The organism is Microbacterium rhizosphaerae (genome assembly GCF_034120055.1).
GTDB classification, from domain to species: Bacteria; Actinomycetota; Actinomycetes; order Actinomycetales; family Microbacteriaceae; genus Microbacterium; species Microbacterium rhizosphaerae.
The window spans coordinates 20,306-39,275 of record NZ_CP139368.1 but is presented as its reverse complement, the minus strand read 5'-3'; the positions used below and the strand labels follow the sequence as shown (position 1 = coordinate 39,275).

Below are 18,970 nucleotides of genomic sequence, written 5' to 3'. Positions count from 1 at the left end.
ATGCCCGCGACGGGCATGCGCGCGCCGATCGAGCGGCGCTATGCCCCTGGCGAACACGGGCGCGCACCCGATGAGCGGTCGTTACGCTCGAAGGACGGCGCCACCAGTGCGCCTGGAGGAGTCGACGATGTTCGAGAGATTCACGGATCGCGCCCGTCGTGTGGTTGTGCTCGCCCAGGAAGAGGCGAAGATGCTCAATCACAACTACATCGGCACGGAGCACATCCTGCTCGGCCTCATCCACGAGGGCGAAGGCGTCGCCGCCAAGGCGCTCGAGTCCCTCGGCATCTCGCTGGACGCCGTCCGGGAGCAGGTGCAGGACATCATCGGGCAGGGCCAGCAGCAGCCGACGGGTCACATCCCGTTCACGCCGCGCGCCAAGAAGGTGCTCGAGCTGTCCCTGCGCGAGGCGCTGCAGCTCGGCCACAACTACATCGGGACCGAGCACATCCTGCTCGGCCTCATCCGCGAGGGCGAGGGTGTGGCAGCCCAGGTGCTCGTGAAGCTCGGCGCCGACCTGAACAAGGTCCGCCAGCAGGTCATTCAACTTCTCAGTGGGTACCAGGGCAAAGAGCCGGCCGCGGTCTCTGGCGCCGCGCACGAGCAGCAGGCGGCCGCGCAGGGAGGATCCCAGGTGCTCGATCAGTTCGGGCGGAACCTGACCCAGGCCGCCCGCGAGGGCAAGCTCGACCCGGTGATCGGGCGCGAGAAGGAGATCGAGCGCGTGATGCAGATCCTGTCGCGTCGCTCGAAGAACAACCCCGTCCTGATCGGCGAACCCGGCGTCGGCAAGACCGCCGTCGTCGAGGGGCTCGCCCAGGCGATCGTCAAGGGCGATGTGCCCGAGACCCTGAAGGACAAGCAGCTCTACTCGCTCGACCTCGGCTCGCTCATCGCGGGCTCCCGCTACCGCGGCGACTTCGAGGAGCGCCTGAAGAAGGTCACGAAGGAGATCCGCACCCGCGGCGACATCATCGTCTTCATCGACGAGATCCACACGCTCGTGGGTGCCGGTGCGGCCGAGGGCGCGATCGACGCGGCCTCCATCCTGAAGCCGCTGCTGGCCCGCGGCGAGCTCCAGACGATCGGCGCCACGACGCTCGACGAGTACCGCAAGCACTTCGAGAAGGATGCTGCGCTCGAGCGCCGGTTCCAGCCGATCCAGGTCGCCGAGCCGTCGCTGCCGCACGCCATCAACATCCTGAAGGGCCTGCGCGACCGTTACGAGGCGCACCACAAGGTGCAGATCACCGACGGCGCGATCGTGGCCGCGGCGAACCTCGCCGACCGGTACATCAGCGACCGCTTCCTGCCCGACAAGGCCATCGACCTTATCGACGAGGCCGGCGCCCGCCTGCGCCTGTCGATCCTGTCGAGCCCGCCCGAGCTGCGCGAGTTCGACGAGAAGATCGCCTCGATCCGCAGCGCCAAGGAGCAGGCCTCCGAGGAGCAGGACTTCGAGAAGGCCGCATCCCTGCGCGACGAGGAGAAGTCCCTTCTCGCGGAGCGCCTGCGCCTCGAGAAGCAGTGGCGCAGCGGTGACGTCGCCACCCACGCCGTGGTCGACGAGGGCCTGATCGCGGAGGTGCTCGCGCAGGCGACCGGCATCCCGGTGTTCAAGCTCACCGAGGAGGAGTCGAGCCGCCTGGTATTCATGGAGAAGGCGCTGCACCAGCGCGTCATCGGCCAGGAGGAGGCGATCGCCGCCCTCGCGAAGACGATCCGTCGTCAGCGCGCCGGGCTCAAGGACCCCAAGCGTCCGTCGGGATCGTTCATCTTCGCCGGCCCCACGGGCGTCGGCAAGACCGAGCTCGCGAAGGCGCTCGCAGAGTTCCTCTTCGACGACGAGGGCGCGCTGATCTCGCTCGACATGTCGGAGTTCGGCGAGAAGCACACCGTCTCGCGGCTGTTCGGAGCCCCTCCCGGATTCGTCGGATTCGAAGAGGGCGGCCAGCTCACCGAGAAGGTGCGGCGCAAGCCGTTCTCGGTCGTGCTCTTCGACGAGATCGAGAAGGCGCACCCCGACATCTTCAACTCGCTGCTGCAGATCCTCGAAGAGGGTCGTCTGACGGACGGTCAGGGTCGCGTCGTCGACTTCAAGAACACGGTCATCATCATGACGACGAACCTCGGCTCGTCGGCGATCGCCGGGGGACCGGTCGGCTTCCAGGTCGAGGGCAACGCGCAGACCTCGTACGACAGGATGAAGGGCAAGGTCGACGAGGAGCTCAAGCGGCACTTCAAGCCCGAGTTCCTCAACCGCCTCGACGACATCATCGTGTTCCCGCAGCTGAACAAGGACGAGCTGCGCCAGATCGTGGGTCTGTTCACCAAGCGTCTCGGCGAGCGCCTGCTCGACCGCGACATGACGCTGGAGCTGACGGATGCCGCGAAGGACAAGCTCATCGAGATCGGCTTCGACCCGACCCTCGGTGCCCGTCCGCTGCGCCGGGCGATGCAGCGCGAGGTCGAGGACAAGCTCAGCGAGCAGATCCTGCACGGCCAGCTCAACCCCGGCGACCACGTGAAGGTGGATGCGCGCAACGGCGAGTTCGTCTTCGACACCGCCCCGCGGGGCGAGAAGGTCGCGGTCGGCATCGCCGGCGGCGGCGAGATCTCGGCCACGCCCGACCTCGCGGTCAACGGCAGCTGACGCACGTCGGAGCGATCGAGAGGGTGGATGCTGCGGCATCCACCCTCTCGTCGTTCCGGTTGCGCGCTCGCGAGGTTTTACGCTGGAACGATGACCCTTCGACAGGCTCAGGGGCCGTACACCGTGCGGCCGGCTCGCTCGTCCGACGTCCGCGGCATCCAGGCCATGCTCCAGCCGTACGTCGAGCGACGCATCCTGCTGGGCAAGGACATCGTGCTGCTGTACGAGTCGCTCCAGCAGTTCCTCGTCGCCGAGGCGGACGGAGTGCTGATCGGATGCGGCGCCCTCCACGTCATGTGGGAGGATCTCGGCGAGATCCGCACCCTGATCGTCGACGACGAGTGGCTGCATCACGGCGTGGGCACGGCGATCGTGCAGGGACTCGAGGACAACGCCCGAGCGCTCGGCCTCTCGCGCCTGTTCTGCCTCACGTTCGAAGTGGACTTCTTCACGCGCCGTGGCTTCTCGCCGATCGGGGAGCAGGTCGTCGACCCCGACGTCTACTCGCAGCTGCTGCGCAGCCCCGACGAGGGCGTCGCGGAGTTCCTCGATCTCGCTCACGTGAAGCCGAACACCTTGGGCAACACGCGCATGCTCAAACGGCTCGCCTGACGCGCGGTCGTGATATCGGCACGACGCGCGCCGATCCCGGTGGCGTCGGCGACCGCGCTTAGCCTGGGATCATGACGAGTCAGCCGCCGCGTCGCCGGCATTCGCCGGCGGTGTACCGCCGTCGCCGGCTCGTCGTGCTGCTTGTCATCATCCTCATCGTTGCGGGCGTGTGGCTGCTCATCGCGAAGCCCTGGGCCAGCACGGCGGCCGACGCGAATCCGCCCTCCCCGGCGGTGGGCGCCGCCGGCACGACGGCGCTGCCGGTGCCCGCGGCATCCACTCCGGCTCCGACCGACACGCCGACGCACGATCCGACCCCGTCGGCGACGCCATCGGCGACCCCATCGCCGACGGCCACGCACGCCGCGACCGCGACAGCGGCGCCGTGCACCTCGGCGAACGTGACGGTGGATGCCGTGACCGACCAGAACACGTACCCCAGCGGGCAGAACCCCAAACTGTCGATCCGACTGACGAACCACGGTGCGAAGGACTGCACGATGAACGTCGGCACGACGACGCAGAAATACACGGTCACCAGCGGCAGCGACACCTGGTGGCGGTCGACCGACTGCCAATCGGAGCCCAGTGACATGGTCGTCCTCATCAAGGCGGGACAGACCGTCCAGAGCGCGACTCCACTGACGTGGGACCGCACGCGGTCGTCCGTCTCGACGTGCAATTCGCAGAGCCGGCCGAGGGCGCCGGGGAGTGGCGCGTCGTACCATCTGGGCGTCGAAATCGGCGGAATCGCGTCGGCGCAGACCGCGCAATTCATCCTTTATTAGGAGATATTCCGGTCGAAAATGTCCCCCAAAAAGGGGACGCGCGCGACTATTGCCTTCGCATAGCCTGAAGCGGTCACGCAGTAGTCGTAGCTGTCCCCAGCAGCGCCGAGCCGGCCCGAAATCTTCGACCGACCACGACAGTGCGAGGCCCGGACCCCCTGACGGCTTCCCCAGAGCCTAGAGGGGGTCCTCCTTTTGTACCGCCGTTCTCGCGCCGCGCGGCGCATTCCCCGCGCATCCCCAGCGGTGGGACGGATGCGGGGCAGGCGGCGGTTACGCTGGAGCGATGGCCGCCGCATCTCGGAATCCTCACGCGGACGAGCCCGCCGAACTGAGCAACACGCGGCTCGCCGATGCGTTGCAGACCCGCGACATCGCGGCGATCGCGCTCGCGCTGCGCCACGGGCCCACGGTGGTGCCGCTCATCCATGAATCCGACGACGAACACGTGTGGACGTACCTCAACCCTGAGACCGGCGAGGTGGCGCTGATGCTCTTCAGCGACGCGAAGCACAAGCCGGTGAGCCTGCCGCCCGCGAGCCTGCGGTCGCCGGCGTGGCTGCGCGCCTACCTGACGGAGCACCGCGATGACGTCGCCGTCGTGTTCTTCGACATCGCCGGCCCGCATCCGATGCAGGCAGCGCCTGGCGAGATCCTCCGCGCGCTCGAGGCCTGACGCCCTCAGAACGCCGGGATCTCCTCGCGGACGGGCCGCACAGGTCGCACGGCGAGGTCGCGAAGGGCTCCGGTGAGCGATCCGCACCCTTCGTCGATGATCGTCTTGTACCCGAGGCGGGTGGCCTCCGTGCGCCGGTGCGCGACACTCGTGACCGGGCGCACCTCGCCGGCCAGGCTCAGCTCCCCGATGGCGGCGATGTCGTGCCGCACCGCCTGCCCGCGCACGGCGCTGGCGATGGCGATCGCGATGGCGAGGTCGGCGCCGGGCTCGACCAGCCGCACCCCGCCGACGGTCGAGACGTAGACGTCCTGATCGGAGAGCCGCAGGCCCGCTCGACGTTCCAGCACGGCGAGGATCATGGCGACCCGGGCGGAGTCCACGCCGCTCACGACCCGACGCGGGTTCGGGGTGGAGCTCGGAACCGTGAGCGCCTGCACCTCGACGGGCATCGCACGCCGGCCCTCGAGCGCGATCGTGACGCACGTCCCCGGCTCGGGGGAGCCGTGTCCGAGGAACAGCCCGCTCGGATCGGGCACCTCGGCGATGCCGCTGCCGGTCATCTCGAAGCATCCGACCTCGTCCGTCGGGCCGAAGCGGTTCTTCAGCGCGCGCACGAACCGCAGCGCGGTGTGGCGATCCCCCTCGAAGTGGCACACGACATCCACGAGGTGCTCCAGGATGCGGGGCCCGGCGATCGAGCCGTCCTTCGTGACGTGACCCACGATGACGACGGGCAGCGCGCGCTCTTTCGCCAGCCGGATGAGTGTCGAGGCGACCTCGCGCACCTGGCTCGGATGCCCGGCCATGCCCTCGGACAGCCCGGACGACACCGTCTGCACCGAGTCGACGATGAGCAGCTCGGGCTGCACCGCGTCGACGTGCCCGAGGATCGTCGCGAGGTCTGTCTCGGCGGCGAGGTAGAGCTCATCGTGCAGCGCTCCGGTGCGCTCCGCGCGCAGTCGCACCTGGGCCGTCGACTCCTCGCCGCTCGCGTACAGGACCCGACGGCCGGCGCGGGCGCTCTGCGCCGCGACCTCCAGCAGCAGTGTCGACTTTCCGACGCCCGGCTCGCCGGACAGCAGGATCGCCGCACCCGGCACGATGCCGCCGCCGAGTACGCGATCGAACTCGTCCACCCCGCTCGTGCGCCGCGGAGCGTCGGCGGTGTCGATCTCGGTGATGGGACGGGCGGCCCGCGCGGGGCTCGCGGCCGTGACGGTTTTGACGATGCCCGTCTGCTCCGCGGCCTCGACGACGGTGCCCCACTGCTGGCACTCGCCGCAGCGACCGACCCAGCGCAACGTCGTCCACCCGCACTCGGTGCACCGGAAGGGCGAGGGTGCAGAGGATCGTCGGGACGCCATGGGTTCAGGGTATGCGCAGGATGCGACATCCCCCCGTCGTCCCCGCCCATCCACGGACTTCTGCACTCGAGCGGACGCGGGGAGCCGGTTCGGTCCGCAGTCATGCGGAAGTCCGCTGCGGCGGGCGGTCGCACCGACGCCGCAGGGCGATGTCAGCGCAGGCTGTCAGCGACCTGGCGGAGCGTGTCCGCGGACCGTCGCAACAGGCCCAGCTCGCTCGGCGAGAACGTGGTCTCGCGCACCGGGACGGCGCCCGCCGAGCTCACGATCGAGGGGACCGACAGTGCGACGCCGTCGATGCCGTGGAAGTCGTGGAGCACCGTGGAGACGGGCATCACCGCGCGCTCGTCGTGCAGGACCGCCTCGATGATGCGGGCCGTCGACAGGCCGATGGCGTAGTTCGTCGCGCCCTTGCCCTGGATGACCTTGTAGGCGGCGTCGCGCACGTCGACGGCGATCATGTCGAGTTCGTCGACGGACATCGGCGCGCCCGCATCCGGCCGCCAATCGAGGATGGGCACGGTGCCGATGGATGCCGACGACCACAGCGGGAACTCCGTGTCGCCGTGCTCTCCCACGATGTACGCGTGCACGGAGCTCGCGGAGACGCCGGCGCGCTGCGCGAGCTGCCAGCGCAGGCGGGAGGTGTCGAGCACCGTGCCGGAGGCGAAGATCCGCTCCGGCGGGAGGCCGGTCGCCTCCTGCGCCAGCACCGTGAGGACGTCGCACGGATTCGTGACGATGACGTAGATCGCGTTCGGCGCCGCCTCGAGCAGCTGCGGCATCATCCGCTTCATGATCCCGGCGTTGACGCCGGCGAGCTCGATGCGCGTCTGCCCGGGGTCCTGCTTGGCGCCCGCGGTGATCACGACGACGTGCGACCCCTCCACCACCGACAGGTCGCTGCCGCCGACGATGTCGCTGGAGCCGGTGAACTGGGTGCCGTGGGCGAGGTCGAGGACCTCGGCCTCCACCTTCGCGGCGGCGATGTCGTACAGCGCGACGTGGCGCGCGGAGCCGCGGATGAGAGCCGCGTAGGCGGCGCTGGAGCCGACGCTGCCCGCGCCGACGATCGTCACTTTCGAGTTCTCGATCACACTCATGGGCACAGTCTGGCAGGCTCAGTCGTACGCGATCAGCTGAACCGGATCATGAGCGAAGGGGAACGCGATGTGCCGTTGGTTGGCCTACACGGGGGAGCCGCTGCATCCCTCCTCCCTCATCGTCGACACGCAGCACTCGATCGTCGCCATGGCGCTCAATTCGCCGCTCGGCGCCGAGACCGTGAACGGCGATGGCTTCGGTCTCGGCTGGTATCCGGTCCGCAAGGGCGACGGACCGGATGCGGGTCGCCCCCACGTCTTCCGGAGCATCGAGCCGGCGTGGAACGACGCCAACCTCCGCGAGATCAGCCAGGCCGTGACGAGCCCCCTGTTCCTCACGCACGTGCGTGCGGCGGCTGCGCCGCCCATCCAGCAGACGAACTGCCACCCGTTCCGGCACGAGAACTGGCTCTTCATGCACAACGGCGCGATCTCGCACTTCGGCACGATCAAGCGCGACCTGACGTTCGAGGTCGACCCGGCCCTGTACACCGGGATCCAGGGCACCACCGACACCGAGGTGCTCTTCCACCTCGCCCTCACATACGGGCTCATGGACGACCCCATCACGGCCGTCGGCGCCGCGATCAGGCGGGTCGAAGAGGTCGGCCATGCGGCCGGCATCCAGTTCCCGATGCAGGGCACGATCGCCGTCTCGGACGGCGAGACGCTGTGGACGTTCCGCTATTCGTCGCAGGGGCGCTCGCGGACGCTCTTCCACTCCGCTGACATCCCGACGCTGCGGACGATGTATCCGGATGTGGAGAGGCTGTCGCAGTTCGGCGATCACGCGCAGGTCGTGGTGTCGGAGCCGCTCAACGACCTGCCGGGCGTCTTCCTCGAGGTACCCGAGTCCACCGTCGCGGTGCTCGATCCCACCGGGTATCACCACCAGCCGTTCCTCGACGCGTGACGCGTCTGAGCCGTAGCCTGCAGGAATGGACTATGGCCTGCACATCGCCGATTTCACCTGGAAGAGCGGACCGGCACAGCTCGGCCCGGCACTCGCGAAGCACGTCCGAGGTGCGGAGGATGCCGGCATCCAGCGCATCACCGTGATGGATCACTTCTGGCAGCTGCGGATGATCGGACCCGAGAGCAACGAGATGCTCGAGGCGTACGCCGCGCTCGGCTTCATCGCCGCGCACACGCAGAAGGCTCTGCTGCACACGCTCGTCACGGGCGTCATCTACCGCGAGCCCGCGCTGCTCGCCAAGGCGGTGACGACGCTCGACGTGCTCTCGGGCGGACGGATGGGCCTCGGCATCGGCGCTGCATGGAACGAGTGGGAGTCGCGCGGGCTGGGCTTCGACTTCCCGCCGATCGCGGAGCGCTTCGAGCAGCTGGAGGAGACGATCCGCATCTGCCTGCAGATGTGGTCGGACTCCGAGGAGCCGTTCGAAGGGGCGCACTATCACCTCGAGCGCACGCTGAACTCGCCGCAGAGCATCTCGCGTCCGCATCCGTATCTCATGATCGGCGGGGGAGGAGAGCGCAAGACCCTCCGGCTGGTGGCGAAGTACGCGGATGCGTGCAACATCTCGGCTGCGGCGGACGTCGTTGCCAAGCTGGATGTGCTGCGCCGGCACTGCGACGAGCTCGGGCGCGACGAGGCCGAGATCGAGAAGACCGCGATGGCGCACGTCACGCAGGAATCGACCGTCGACGACGTCGTGCGTGAGACGGAGAGACTGAGGGATGCCGGTTTCACCGCGATCTACTGGTTCGCGGTCGGGATGCCGGAGCCCTCTGCGGTGGTGGACCTCCTCGGCGGTGCGCTCGCCCGGGTCTCCTGATCCGCTCGATTCGCGGGTTCTGTTGGCGTCGCGTACACTTGTCGGCGGTGACGTGTCCGAGCGGCCGAAGGTGCAACTCTCGAAAAGTTGTGTAGGGTAACCCCCTACCGTGGGTTCAAATCCCACCGTCACCGCCATCGTGCGGGGCCCCGACATCCCAGTCGTTTCAAGGGATGGCGGGGCCTTCGTCATGTGGCCGAGGTACCTCGTGGGACAGAAGTGGGACATTCTTGCGCCAGCCCTCTCCTGCAGAGGCTTTCTGCCGTGCCGCCTCCAGAGACAACGAGACCGCGTCGAGATCGTCTTCGAACAGGTCGGCGTACGTGTCGAGTGTCATGGCCGCTGAAGCGTGCCCGAGCATTCGCTGCACGGCCTTCACGTTCGCGCCGGAGCTGATCGCAAGACTGGCCGTGGTGTGCCGAAGATCGTGTGGCGTCACTCGAGGGAACCGGGCGTCGCTCCGTTGGCATCGGCGCACCGCGGCGGCGAACCAGCCATCCTTCGAGTTGGGAAGTATGAGATGCGCTGTCCCGTCGCCGAATACGAGCGACTCCTCTCCGCGGACGGTGGCAACCGCATCGAAGTAGGGCATCAGGAATGGCGGGATGGGCACGGTCCTTGTTACGTGCGTCTTCGGAGTGCCTACAACAGTCTTGCCAGACACACGAACCGCATTCTCCTCGACGAACACGCGCTGTCGATTCAGGTCGATATGCCGGATGCGAAGTGCGGTCGCCTCTCCCCAGCGCAGGCCGGTATAGGCCAAGAAGTAGACGAGCTCGGGGAACCGAGACTCTTGGGCGAGGGCCGAGACCTGCGCGTGTGACAGATAGACGCGTCGCTTCATGCGTTTGCGGGGCATGGGAACCCCCAGCGCCGGATTGGCGGGTATGCGCCGGTCCCGGACGGCGACGTCGAGGATACCTGACAGCACGCCGTGCGCGCGCAAGACTGTAGACGCGCTGCGCTCCGCCGCCAGTTCGGCCACCCAGGCCCGAATGTCACCGTGCCGCACGTCAGCGACTCTTACTCGGGACCAGCGGGGGCTCACGTGTGTCCGCCATGCTGACTCCACCGAGTGGAACGTAGATGCCTTGAGAAGGACCTGCTTCTCGGCGATCCAAGCTGTTCCCAGTTCGCCGACCCTGATGTCACCGCTTCGGGGGTCGATGTACTCGTGACGATCAATGTCGACCTTGACTGAGGCGAGGAAGGCCGCTGCGTCGCGCTTTCGAGTGAATCCGCGCTTGTTGCCCCGCGAGCCGTCCGGCTTGATGTAACGGACGTAGTACCGGATTCCTTGCGCTGTCTTGTATTCGTATACGTTACGCACGGGGCGGGCGACCGGCGGCGTACCCCAGACCTTCCAGGCGGCCCGCGGTGCGGGCGAGGCGGATCCAGTGGGCAGCGGTGCGCGGCGCGACGCCGAGCTCGCGTTCGATCGCCTTGGCGGGCGGCTGCCCGGTCAACGCAGCCACGCCGTAGACAAGCTGAACAGCGTCCAGACGCGCTTCACGAAGCTCCGTGCGCGCGGGCTCAGCGATGTTGCGGCTCTCGGACACGGGGTTGAGCGATTCGGCCAACCAGTGGGGGAGAAGTCGCCCCTCTGCAGCGCTCACGTCAGCGGCGGTGACCATCTCGTCATCTCCGAGGGTGAACGCCACGCACTGCGGCGCCGCAGCCTGCACGATCTCGGCGAGTCGCACCTGCCGAAGCTCGGTGCCCGTGATCTCACCGCCTGCGAGAGATCGCGTGGCGACCTGCCGGACGACGAAGCGACCTTCGTCACGGTCATATTCAACGTCGACCGTGTGGCCGAGTCCTGTGTGCTCGTCCTCGGCCTCGACCCGGTACTGCGGCACGATGCGCAACGCGGTACCGACAGAGTGAGTGGCGGCCTGCCATCCCACCGGTGATCCATCGGGTGTACGCACGTCGATCTTCACCTCCTCAGTCTGCCCCTCCGCGTCACGCTTCTGCTATTGCTGATACTTGACAAAGTAAAACACAGCGAGTAGACCGATGTCAAAGCTCGTCGAACTTATGCATCGGAGGGGAACCATGGACACCGACCTCGCGAATCATCTCGCGCACAGCTACCGCACCCCCGAACAGATTGCGGACGAATTCCCGACCCTGAGCAAGACGAAACTCGCGACCTGGCGTCATGAGGGGACAGGCCCCCGCTACCGCAAAGCCGGCAAATCCGTGCTCTATGTGCTTGAAGAGGTCGTTGAGTGGCTCGAAGGCACGGCGCGGCACGGCACTGGTCCCGGGCAGGAGGGCTGACGGATGGCACGTCCAGGCGTGTGCGCGGTCGACGTTCCGATGCCGGCTTCCTCGGGTCTCGGAACGTCGCCCGCGCACCCCCGCCGCTCACGAACCTGCTGCTCCAGGTTCCGGGACGCATACTCGCCCGGCGGCCCTTCATGACCACTCACTCCCAGGACGGACCATCCGCGCGTGCCGACCGTCAACGGGAAGCGGATGCCTTCTTCCATCGCGAACTCGACCCGCCAGCCGTGGTCCGGGTGAAGGCTGAGCGTGCCATGCACGACGCCGAGGCGGACGCGTTCTTCGCTGCTTCGTGGTCAACTGAGAGGCTCAGCAGACTTCTTGACGAGTACGGCACGCCGCAGGTCCTTCTCGATGCCTTTAGCCGCGATTGCGAGCGGGCTCGCATCGCCCACGCCGACGCGACGCGAGGCGACGTGCTCGCCGAGCTCGCTGAAGGGCGCCGTGCCGCACGTGTTCGGCGCGAGGCGCTCGCCGAACGGCGGCGCGCGGAGACCGAGAGGGTGCGCGCGTGGGCAGCAGCAAACCCGGAGCGGGTGCGCGCGAACCGTCGGCGCTGGGCGGACAACAACCGAGAGCGGCGCAAGCAGATCAACCGCGAGTACTACCAGCGCAACCGCGACGCAATCCTCGCGAAGCAGCGCGAACGCAATCACGTCGACCCCGCGCGACGCGCCGAGTACAACCGCCGATACGCACAAGCGCACCCCGAACGGAAGACGGCCTTCAATAAGGCGTGGCGTTCCGACCCAGAGAACAACAAGCGGCACCAGGAAGCGACGAAACGGTGGAACGACCGGGAACGGCGACGCCGTGAGCTCGGCATGCCGGCACGACGCATCCACAAAGACCCGCCCGAGACCATCCGCGCATCTCAACGGGACGCGGACGCGTTCTTTCAGCGGAGTTGGCCGGCAGCCGAGATCCGCCGGATTCGCCGGGAACACGGCGAGCCGACGCCGCCCGACCTTCTCGCCGCATGGAAGGCCGACTGCGCAAGCGCCCGCCTTCGATTCCGCCTCGCGGACGACCCCGAGTTTCGGGAACGCGTCGAGGCGCGCCAGGCAACGCGAGCGCACGAACGCCTCGAGCGCGAACGCGTGGAGCAGGAGGCGGCTCGCATGGACAGCATCGCTCGCGCGATCAACGACCGTCTCCGCGGCAGACCACGTCGGCGCAGCAATGCGGCAACCGTCGACAGATGGACTCCGACTCAGCCGCCATTGGATCCCGAACCCGGCGGGATCGGATTATGAGCGTGCCGTGCTTCCGCCTCGCGTGGCGTCGAACCGTGGCGGGTGTCCGAATCACAATTGAGACACCGCGGCGACCGCGCGGGGTGACGCGAACGCGAGATGGAGGGCATGATGTTGGACCGGTCCGAGATCGAGGCGACCATCGCACGTGTCGCGTACGCGGCGTTCACCTACTACCCGGACAAGGCCCGCGATCTGCCGGGTTACCGGGTCGACGAGGACGTGGAGTGGTGCATGGTCCCGTTGCGCAGTCTTTCGCCTGGTTACCAGGCGGGATTTCGGGACCGCATCCGCCTGCTCATCGTCGACCCCGAGCAAGACCGGCAACTCTTCATCCGGGACCTGAAGATCCTCGAATCGCCCGAGTCCAAGTTCGGCACCGAGAGGTAGCCACCGGCCGCGTCATCCACGAGGTCTTTCGCCGACGAGAGTGTACGCGGCCTCTTCCAGCCGTCAAGGGCGCTGACGCGTCGCTACGCGATGCGGCTGCGCCGCACCCTGGACCGCCGCGCGCGTCCGCGTGGATCGGCAGCTGCCGAAAGGCACGAGGAGGAAAGGAACAACAACCATGGAAACCATCGACGTGACGCCCACTCCGGCCGAATATGCCGCGATCGCCGAACGCATCATCTACGCGGCGTACGGGCTGGACTGTATGGAGCTCAGCCGCTACCAGGTGATCTGGGCATGGTCCGCCGCCGAGCACGCAGCCGAGCGAATCGGCACACCCATCCAGGACCTGCCACGCTCCCTGGGACGCGAACTGCTGCGCATGTACCTGGTGCGTGCCCGGGCGGTGGCCGAACGGCCCATCACCAACGACACGACGTTCGAGCAGCTCAATCATCCTGCGGTGGCCTGAGGTGACGTCCGAACCGTTCGCCCGGATCGTCGAGTTGGCGGATGACGCCTTCGAGGCGATCCTGGCGATCAATCACGCGACGATGGTTATGGATGCCGGCATCCCCGCACCGGTGATGTGCCAAGTCCTCGGCGACCTCAAGGTCGCGACCGGATCCGGTCTCGCGCAGGCGCTGTCGCAGCTCGCGCGAGGTCTAGAGTCGACCCTCGCAAACTACGTCGTGTACCAAGACGATGGAACCGACCCCGTGCAGGCCGTCGCTCAAGCCGTCGATGCGCTGGTTGGGGCCGCGTCCGATGCTCAGCGCATCGGCCGAAAACTCAACGAGGCGCAGTCAGCGATAGCAGGACAGGGCTACCGAGGAGGCGCCATCCGCTCGTAGCCGCACGGTTCGTCGCGAGTGCCCAACGCGACCACCGCCATAGACTGCCCGAGAGGTGATCTCGGAGGCGGGAATGACGGACGACGCGGATGCGAGGATCCGCGCGTCCTGGCGCCCGGACGACATCGTCGCGTATGAGGAGCTACGCGACCTCGCCGTCGTCCTCGAGACCATGCTCGTTGCTCGAGCGCGTGCTGATGCGGCCGCAGCCCCGGGAACACGCGCCGAGGCCAGCGCGGTGCGCGGCGAAACGCTCGCGATCGACGGGTTCGACCGCAAAGCGGTGGATTCGCATACCCGTCGCCTCGCTTCTCGCATCGCCCAGCTCCGTCAGGAGCAACGCGATGGCTGACGACATCTTCGAGAACGAGGTCAGACCGTTCCTGTTCGACGGCGTGGCTGAGGGGCAGCAGCGGCCAGAGTTCGTGCTCCTCGTGGGTCAGGCTGGCGCCGGCAGATCCCGGGCAGTCGGAAGGCTGCTCGAAGAGCTCCCAGGGCGGGCAGTCGTGCTTCGGGCCGCCGACCTGACGCCATTCCTCCATGACACACAGGGACCTGATGTCATCCGCACCTGGATCAGCGCCTCGCTCACCTACGCCCGAGAACATCGGACGTCGATCATTCTCGAGGACTCCTTCCGATCCGTTGATGACGCGAACGCCGCTCTGAATTTCTTCGAAAGGGCCGGCTTCCAGAACCGCGTCGTAGCGATAGCCGTGCCTCGAGCGGAGAGCCTATTGGCAACTGCTGCCCGCATCGCGCGGGGCGGTGCCGCCATGCGACCTAGTCAAGTGTCGCTTCGAGCCGAGAACGATGCCGAGATCTCCACAGCCGGGCAGATCGTCTCTTCTGCGCCCGCAGGCACTCTCGTCTCTGTCATCGCACGAGATGGAACAGTCAGCCCTCCGGTTGCCGTTGCTGAAGCAGCCTCGAACTGGCGTGATGCCTATCGCACCCCGTTGCCGGCGAGGGTTTCGGCCGAGTGGATCAGCGAGCTCCGACGGCTCACCGAGTCTGTACTCGACCTCCCGCCTCGCTCGCGCACGCACCTCACCGAAGCGCTCATCGATCTACACCGCGTCGCGCTGTCGGAGGTGATCCCATCCCTTCCACTGGCGGGAAACTCGCCGGCCCGCAATCAGTTGACCGTACGGATCCGGCGCGACCTGGCGGTGCTTGAGTCGCACACCCCAACCCTGGAGTCGACGCCTGTGCTCCCTGAGGTCGCACCTGAGTCGCAAGACGGCCTGTTCGGGCCGTAGCCGCTCGCCTGCGGGCGCCAGTCAGGGCTGGCCGCCGGCGTCAATAACGGTGCCGCGCGCTGCATAAGGTCCGCACAAGATTGTCTGGGTGTAGAAGCACTAGCCGCTGTCTGGGCATGGATGCCCTGGACCGACGAAGCGCAGACGCGGACCGCCTGAAAAGCGAGGGCTTGAACGACGGCGCCGTGATCGTCGAGTGGCTGGAGTCCGGATCTGGTCTAAGGCCTTGGAACGCCTCTACCCGGCTGACCGGTGGGCGCCTACCGTGGTCGCATGATCCCGGCGAGCATCCGGTTCCCTCCTGAGCTGGCGCTTGCGAGGGGAGCGGATCTGCTTCCCGCCAGTACCGCTCTACCCGGCGGCTGCCGCTACGAGCCCAAGTGGGACGGGTTCCGCGTCGCGGTCGTACAGGACGGTGCCACGACACTGTGGTCGCGGCGCGGCACCGATCTCACGGGGATCTTTCCCGAGATCGTCACCGCATGCGCGCACCAGCTGCCGGAGCAGGCGCTCTTTGACGGGGAGCTCGTCATCTGGCAAGACGAGAGGCTTGCGTTCGAGCAGCTGCTGCGCCGGCTCAGTTCCGGCGCGCGCCGCGCGCCGACGCTCTCCCGAGAGGTGCCCGCGAGCCTCGTGCTGTTCGACGTGCTCGCCCTCGACGGGACAGATACCCGGAGGCTCTCCTACGACGACCGGCGGGAACTACTGGAGGCGACCCTTGAGGATGCGCGGCCGCCGATCACGCTGTCGCCCATGACCACGGAACGGGACGTCGCACAGGGCTGGTCGGAGGACATGGCCGCTGCGGGCATCGAGGGAATCGTCGTCAAGGGCGGCGCACAGATCTACAAGCCGGGCGAGCGGCAGTGGGTGAAGGTCAAGCGCCGGGAATCCGTCGACGTCGTCATCGCCGCGATCGTCGGCCCCCTGCACAACCCGATGTCGCTCGTCGTCGGATTCGTCGTCGACGGGCAGCTCCGAACCGCGGGGCAGTCTGCGCAGCTCAGTCCAGGGCAGGCGCGAGCACTGGGCCAAATGCTGCGTCAGCCGTCAGGCCCGCACCCGTGGCCGGAAGTGCTGCCCGCAGGCGCGATGGGCCGGTTCCGGGCCCGTAGCGATGACCTCAAGGTCACCCTTGTTGAGCCTGTCATGGGCGAAGTGTCGGCGGACTCGGCGCGGACCGCCGGCTTCTTCCGGCACTCCGTCCGCTTCGTCAAGTTGCGACCCGACCTGCCGCTGCCGGAGTTCCGCACTGCCGACCTATAGGCGAGCGTTGGCGCGAAAGGGATCCCTAACCGGGCATTGCCCGGTGAAGGTACCTCGCGTACGGCTCCAAGTGCGCTCGTTCCCGTATTGGGTCGGGCGTCGTTGCCAGGTGTCATGACCATCGCACGATTCGGAACCTGCCCCCCGGCGCCTTACGAGTCGATGACAGCCGGTCGAATCCATGCCATGACGCGAGTCGGCTTCGTACGATGGCGGCATGGCAGAGCGACTCGACACCCCGGCGGCGTACGACGACCTGCGGGCCGTGTTCGTGAACTGCACGCTCAAACGCAGCCCTGAACTCAGCCACACGCAGGGGCTGATGGATCGAAGCATCGCACTGATGCGCTCCCAGGGCGTCGTCGTGGAGTGCATCCGTTTCATCGACCATGACGCCGCCACCGGCGTCTATCCCGACATGCGGGAGCACGGGTGGGAGGCGGACGCGTGGCCGGAGGAGATCTGGCCGTCCATCGACGCCGCCGACATCCTCGTGGTCGGTGGTCCGCTGTGGCTCGGTGACAACGCATCCCTCACGCGGAAGCTCATCGAACGGCTCTACTCGATGAGCGGCCTGTACAACGAGAAGGGTCAATACGTTTACTACGGAAAGACGGGCGGGGCGATCATCACCGGCAACGAGGATGGCGTCAAGCACGCCGCGATGTCGATCCTGTACAGCCTGCAGCACATCGGCTTCACGATTCCTCCGGCGGCCGATGCCGGATGGATCGGGGAGATCGGGCCTGGGCCGAGCTACCTCGACCCGGGCTCGGGCGGCCCCGAGAACGATTTCACGAACCGCAACACGACATTCATGACCTGGAACCTCCTGCACACAGCGCGGCGACTACGTGATGCGGGAGGCATCCCGGCATACGGGAACCTCCGCCAGGCGTGGAACGCGGGCGAGCGGTTCGGATTCGACGCCAACCCCGAATATCGTCGACGCTCACCGCTCGGCGTCAGACCACCAACCTCCTCCCAGACTGCACTTCCTTCGGACGTCGCCACACCCGTCGGCGCGGTCCGCGGGGCTGGTCGGTTCCGAGGAGGAGTGATGGGATGACGAAGTGTCAGCGGCGGTTGATCACGTGGATCGTGGCGGGCGAGGTGAGACTTTGGCCGACGACGCAGTAGCGCTCGGTGGATGCAGCGATCCGCTGCAGGCGGCCATCATCGGCGTCGCTGTCGATCGTGATCGTCACCACGACGTCAGTGACACCGACCGGGACGTCCCGGGCGAGGCCCAGAGTTCCGCGTGCATCCCAGGAACAGGTCGCCTCGAGCTCGACGTCCGCGACCTGCACGCCCATGGAGGTGGTGACGGCGCGGAATGTCACGCCGGCACACGCGAGCAGCGCCTGCATGAGCAGGTCCGCCGAGCACGCGTCGGTGCCGTCTCCCCCGGTGGCGACATGCTGTCCCCCGCGGATCGGCCCGGCCCACCCCTCGATCGTCGCCGTGATCCCGGGATCGGAGAACCTGCCGTGAGCGCCCGAGACGACCCGGGCGCTCGCAGGGTCCGCCTTGTAGCGCTCCTTGAGAGGAGCCTGCCTCACCCGCAATGCCTCGGCATCCATGGCGCGATCCTCGCACACCGCTCGAGCCTCACATGCGCGTCAAGCCGGCCACAGCAGCCCTTCGATCCCGGCAAGTTCCGATTTGAGGCACAACGACCTGGCAGGAGTCCCCTGAAGCTCCCAAGAGCGTGGGTAAAACGATGACCATGGGTTGCGCGGTAGCACCCGGGACAGCCAATCCGTGGTCGTGTCGCGCGCATGGAACGAGTTCGTGGCGCGCAGTGCGGCGCCGTCCCGGCTGGGGAGCGGAGGTCTTGATCGCGCACGTTACCCGCCCGGCGCATTTGTTGCGCTGTAACGCGCTGTCTCCGGCGGTACCCTCAGTACATCGCACCGTGAGGCTGGAAGGCGGTGCCGGCATGTCGACATACGCCCTGGTTACCGACTGGAGCTCACTGCGAAGCGGTACCGACGTGCTCGTGCGCCGGAAGGATGGCGGTGACGAGTTCATCGGTATGGTCGCTGGTCATACTGGCAGCGCACTGGTGGTGCATGCGTCGGCGAGCGAAGCCGTCGGGGTCGTCCGGGTGGTCCGCCCGGATGAATGGGTCGTGAAGCTCATCACGCCGTAGGCCCGCCCAGCGTTTCTCGCGTGCGCATGCTCCCATGCCGGATACTTAGCGCATGCCCAGCGCCTCCCGCATGATTCAGATCGCGGCCCCGATCGACACGGTCTTCGCGTTCTTCACCGATCCTGCCCAGGACCCGATCTGGCGCGGTGGAGTCAAGCAGATGAGCGCAAACGGGCAGCCAGCGGTGGGCAGCACCGTCCATCAGGTCATCGCTGGACCCGGGGGCCGCTCGATCAACGCCGACATCGAGATCACCGAATACACCGTGCCGACCCGGTACGCCTTCAAGACCGTGAGCGGCCCGGTGCGACCGGTGGGCAGCTACGCCTTCTCGCGGGCAGGCGACGGCACAAGCGTGACGTTCACGCTGGACGCCGAGGTCGCCGGCATCAAGAAGCTCTTCATGGGTGGAGCGGTCCAGAAGAGCATGGATGCCGAGATGGCGGCTCTCGACAAGGCCAAAGCCCTGCTCGAATCTTGATCATCGGTCGCATCCA

General features: G+C 67.4%; 21 protein-coding genes, 1 tRNA gene and 1 pseudogene. 18 read left to right on the top strand and 5 right to left on the bottom strand.

Going from position 1 to position 18,970, the window contains the following annotated elements; genetic code table 11:
• Window positions 1-127 precede the first annotated feature (127 nt).
• The 4 genes from SM116_RS00200 to SM116_RS00185 all read left to right on the top strand — a co-directional run bounded on the left by SM116_RS00200 (window position 128) and on the right by SM116_RS00185 (window position 4,729).
• Window positions 128-2,653 (top strand): ATP-dependent Clp protease ATP-binding subunit, encoded by a 2,526-nt coding sequence (locus tag SM116_RS00200; protein ID WP_320942458.1) that lies wholly within the window; start codon window positions 128-130, stop codon window positions 2,651-2,653.
• A gap of 90 nt (window positions 2,654-2,743) precedes the next feature.
• Window positions 2,744-3,265: an amino-acid N-acetyltransferase gene (locus SM116_RS00195; protein WP_320942457.1), complete on the top strand. Its 522-nt coding sequence runs from the start codon at window positions 2,744-2,746 to the stop codon at window positions 3,263-3,265.
• 71 nt (window positions 3,266-3,336) lie between these two features.
• Window positions 3,337-4,053 carry a hypothetical protein gene (locus SM116_RS00190; RefSeq protein ID WP_320942456.1) on the top strand — a complete coding sequence of 239 codons (717 nt, stop codon included), beginning with the start codon at window positions 3,337-3,339 and terminating at the stop codon, window positions 4,051-4,053.
• Between the two features lie 286 nt (window positions 4,054-4,339).
• Window positions 4,340-4,729, top strand: a complete 390-nt coding sequence (locus SM116_RS00185; RefSeq protein ID WP_320942455.1) for a dehydrogenase — start codon at window positions 4,340-4,342, stop codon at window positions 4,727-4,729.
• Between the two features lie 5 nt (window positions 4,730-4,734).
• Here SM116_RS00185 and radA read toward each other — a convergent pair whose 3' ends face one another.
• On the bottom strand, window positions 4,735-6,096 hold the full coding sequence (gene radA / locus SM116_RS00180) for a DNA repair protein RadA (RefSeq protein ID WP_320942454.1): 1,362 nt from the start codon (window positions 6,094-6,096) through the stop codon (window positions 4,735-4,737).
• Window positions 6,097-6,248: 152 nt separating this feature from the next.
• Complete coding sequence (locus SM116_RS00175; protein ID WP_320942453.1) at window positions 6,249-7,199, bottom strand: L-lactate dehydrogenase; 951 nt, start codon at window positions 7,197-7,199, stop codon at window positions 6,249-6,251.
• Between the two features lie 67 nt (window positions 7,200-7,266).
• On the opposite strand from SM116_RS00175, the gene SM116_RS00170 reads away from it, so the two are divergent.
• From SM116_RS00170 to SM116_RS00160, 3 genes are all read left to right on the top strand, one after another.
• Window positions 7,267-8,112, top strand: coding sequence for a class II glutamine amidotransferase (locus SM116_RS00170; protein ID WP_320942452.1), 846 nt, complete (start codon window positions 7,267-7,269; stop codon window positions 8,110-8,112).
• Between the two features lie 25 nt (window positions 8,113-8,137).
• A complete protein-coding gene (locus SM116_RS00165) occupies window positions 8,138-8,995 on the top strand; it encodes an LLM class F420-dependent oxidoreductase (protein WP_320942451.1) in 858 nt (285 codons plus the stop codon).
• A gap of 46 nt (window positions 8,996-9,041) precedes the next feature.
• Window positions 9,042-9,132: transfer RNA gene (locus SM116_RS00160), tRNA-Ser, on the top strand.
• A 29-nt stretch (window positions 9,133-9,161) separates the two neighbouring features.
• Here the strand turns inward: SM116_RS00160 and SM116_RS00155 are convergent.
• Entirely contained in the window at window positions 9,162-9,983 is an 822-nt protein-coding gene (locus SM116_RS00155; protein WP_320942450.1) for a tyrosine-type recombinase/integrase, read from the bottom strand.
• Window positions 9,984-10,320: 337 nt separating this feature from the next.
• Entirely contained in the window at window positions 10,321-10,941 is a 621-nt protein-coding gene (locus tag SM116_RS00150; RefSeq protein WP_320942449.1) for a hypothetical protein, read from the bottom strand.
• A gap of 115 nt (window positions 10,942-11,056) precedes the next feature.
• Between SM116_RS00150 and SM116_RS00145 the strand changes: the two genes are divergently transcribed.
• The 9 genes and pseudogenes from SM116_RS00145 to SM116_RS00105 form a co-directional block, all read left to right on the top strand.
• Window positions 11,057-11,284 carry a helix-turn-helix transcriptional regulator gene (locus SM116_RS00145; RefSeq protein ID WP_320942448.1) on the top strand — a complete coding sequence of 76 codons (228 nt, stop codon included), beginning with the start codon at window positions 11,057-11,059 and terminating at the stop codon, window positions 11,282-11,284.
• Between the two features lie 140 nt (window positions 11,285-11,424).
• A complete protein-coding gene (locus tag SM116_RS00140; protein ID WP_320942447.1) occupies window positions 11,425-12,546 on the top strand; it encodes a hypothetical protein in 1,122 nt (373 codons plus the stop codon).
• A gap of 108 nt (window positions 12,547-12,654) precedes the next feature.
• The gene (locus tag SM116_RS00135; protein ID WP_320942446.1) at window positions 12,655-12,936 is read left to right on the top strand and encodes a hypothetical protein; all 282 of its coding nucleotides are present in this window, start codon (window positions 12,655-12,657) and stop codon (window positions 12,934-12,936) included.
• 178 nt (window positions 12,937-13,114) lie between these two features.
• The gene (locus SM116_RS00130) at window positions 13,115-13,408 is read left to right on the top strand and encodes a hypothetical protein (protein ID WP_320942445.1); all 294 of its coding nucleotides are present in this window, start codon (window positions 13,115-13,117) and stop codon (window positions 13,406-13,408) included.
• Between the two features lies 1 nt (window position 13,409).
• Entirely contained in the window at window positions 13,410-13,790 is a 381-nt protein-coding gene (locus SM116_RS00125) for a hypothetical protein (RefSeq protein ID WP_320942444.1), read from the top strand.
• Between the two features lie 73 nt (window positions 13,791-13,863).
• On the top strand, window positions 13,864-14,142 hold the full coding sequence (locus SM116_RS00120; protein WP_320942443.1) for a hypothetical protein: 279 nt from the start codon (window positions 13,864-13,866) through the stop codon (window positions 14,140-14,142).
• Complete coding sequence (locus SM116_RS00115; protein WP_320942442.1) at window positions 14,135-15,052, top strand: zeta toxin family protein; 918 nt, start codon at window positions 14,135-14,137, stop codon at window positions 15,050-15,052. Before SM116_RS00120 ends, SM116_RS00115 begins: the two co-directional genes overlap by 8 nt.
• 273 nt (window positions 15,053-15,325) lie before the next feature.
• The gene (locus SM116_RS00110; RefSeq protein ID WP_320942441.1) at window positions 15,326-16,318 is read left to right on the top strand and encodes an ATP-dependent DNA ligase; all 993 of its coding nucleotides are present in this window, start codon (window positions 15,326-15,328) and stop codon (window positions 16,316-16,318) included.
• Between the two features lie 217 nt (window positions 16,319-16,535).
• Window positions 16,536-17,264 (top strand): annotated as a pseudogene (locus tag SM116_RS00105) (flavodoxin family protein); the annotation flags it as partial.
• A 130-nt stretch (window positions 17,265-17,394) separates the two neighbouring features.
• On the opposite strand, the gene SM116_RS00100 reads toward SM116_RS00105, so the two are convergent.
• Entirely contained in the window at window positions 17,395-17,901 is a 507-nt protein-coding gene (locus SM116_RS00100) for an OsmC family protein (protein ID WP_320942440.1), read from the bottom strand.
• Between the two features lie 335 nt (window positions 17,902-18,236).
• On the opposite strand from SM116_RS00100, the gene SM116_RS00095 reads away from it, so the two are divergent.
• Together SM116_RS00095 and SM116_RS00090 are read left to right on the top strand one after the other, a co-directional pair.
• Window positions 18,237-18,473, top strand: coding sequence for a hypothetical protein (locus SM116_RS00095; RefSeq protein ID WP_320942439.1), 237 nt, complete (start codon window positions 18,237-18,239; stop codon window positions 18,471-18,473).
• 52 nt (window positions 18,474-18,525) lie between these two features.
• A complete protein-coding gene (locus tag SM116_RS00090) occupies window positions 18,526-18,954 on the top strand; it encodes an SRPBCC family protein (RefSeq protein ID WP_320942438.1) in 429 nt (142 codons plus the stop codon).
• Window positions 18,955-18,970: the final 16 nt, after the last annotated feature.

Excerpts from the sequence above, each read along its gene's own strand:
- SM116_RS00200 (WP_320942458.1), top strand. The coding sequence starts at position 128 with ATGTTCGAGAGATTCACGGATCGCGCCCGTCGTGTGGTTGTGCTCGCC.
- SM116_RS00195 (WP_320942457.1), top strand. The coding sequence starts at position 2,744 with ATGACCCTTCGACAGGCTCAGGGGCCGTACACCGTGCGGCCGGCTCGC.
- SM116_RS00190 (WP_320942456.1), top strand. The coding sequence starts at position 3,337 with ATGACGAGTCAGCCGCCGCGTCGCCGGCATTCGCCGGCGGTGTACCGC.
- SM116_RS00185 (WP_320942455.1), top strand. The coding sequence starts at position 4,340 with ATGGCCGCCGCATCTCGGAATCCTCACGCGGACGAGCCCGCCGAACTG.
- radA (WP_320942454.1), bottom strand. The coding sequence starts at position 6,096 with ATGGCGTCCCGACGATCCTCTGCACCCTCGCCCTTCCGGTGCACCGAG.
- SM116_RS00175 (WP_320942453.1), bottom strand. The coding sequence starts at position 7,199 with ATGAGTGTGATCGAGAACTCGAAAGTGACGATCGTCGGCGCGGGCAGC.
- SM116_RS00170 (WP_320942452.1), top strand. The coding sequence starts at position 7,267 with ATGTGCCGTTGGTTGGCCTACACGGGGGAGCCGCTGCATCCCTCCTCC.
- SM116_RS00165 (WP_320942451.1), top strand. The coding sequence starts at position 8,138 with ATGGACTATGGCCTGCACATCGCCGATTTCACCTGGAAGAGCGGACCG.
- SM116_RS00145 (WP_320942448.1), top strand. The coding sequence starts at position 11,057 with ATGGACACCGACCTCGCGAATCATCTCGCGCACAGCTACCGCACCCCC.
- SM116_RS00140 (WP_320942447.1), top strand. The coding sequence starts at position 11,425 with ATGACCACTCACTCCCAGGACGGACCATCCGCGCGTGCCGACCGTCAA.
- SM116_RS00135 (WP_320942446.1), top strand. The coding sequence starts at position 12,655 with ATGATGTTGGACCGGTCCGAGATCGAGGCGACCATCGCACGTGTCGCG.
- SM116_RS00130 (WP_320942445.1), top strand. The coding sequence starts at position 13,115 with ATGGAAACCATCGACGTGACGCCCACTCCGGCCGAATATGCCGCGATC.
- SM116_RS00120 (WP_320942443.1), top strand. The coding sequence starts at position 13,864 with ATGACGGACGACGCGGATGCGAGGATCCGCGCGTCCTGGCGCCCGGAC.
- SM116_RS00115 (WP_320942442.1), top strand. The coding sequence starts at position 14,135 with ATGGCTGACGACATCTTCGAGAACGAGGTCAGACCGTTCCTGTTCGAC.
- SM116_RS00110 (WP_320942441.1), top strand. The coding sequence starts at position 15,326 with ATGATCCCGGCGAGCATCCGGTTCCCTCCTGAGCTGGCGCTTGCGAGG.
- SM116_RS00100 (WP_320942440.1), bottom strand. The coding sequence starts at position 17,901 with ATGGATGCCGAGGCATTGCGGGTGAGGCAGGCTCCTCTCAAGGAGCGC.
- SM116_RS00090 (WP_320942438.1), top strand. The coding sequence starts at position 18,526 with ATGCCCAGCGCCTCCCGCATGATTCAGATCGCGGCCCCGATCGACACG.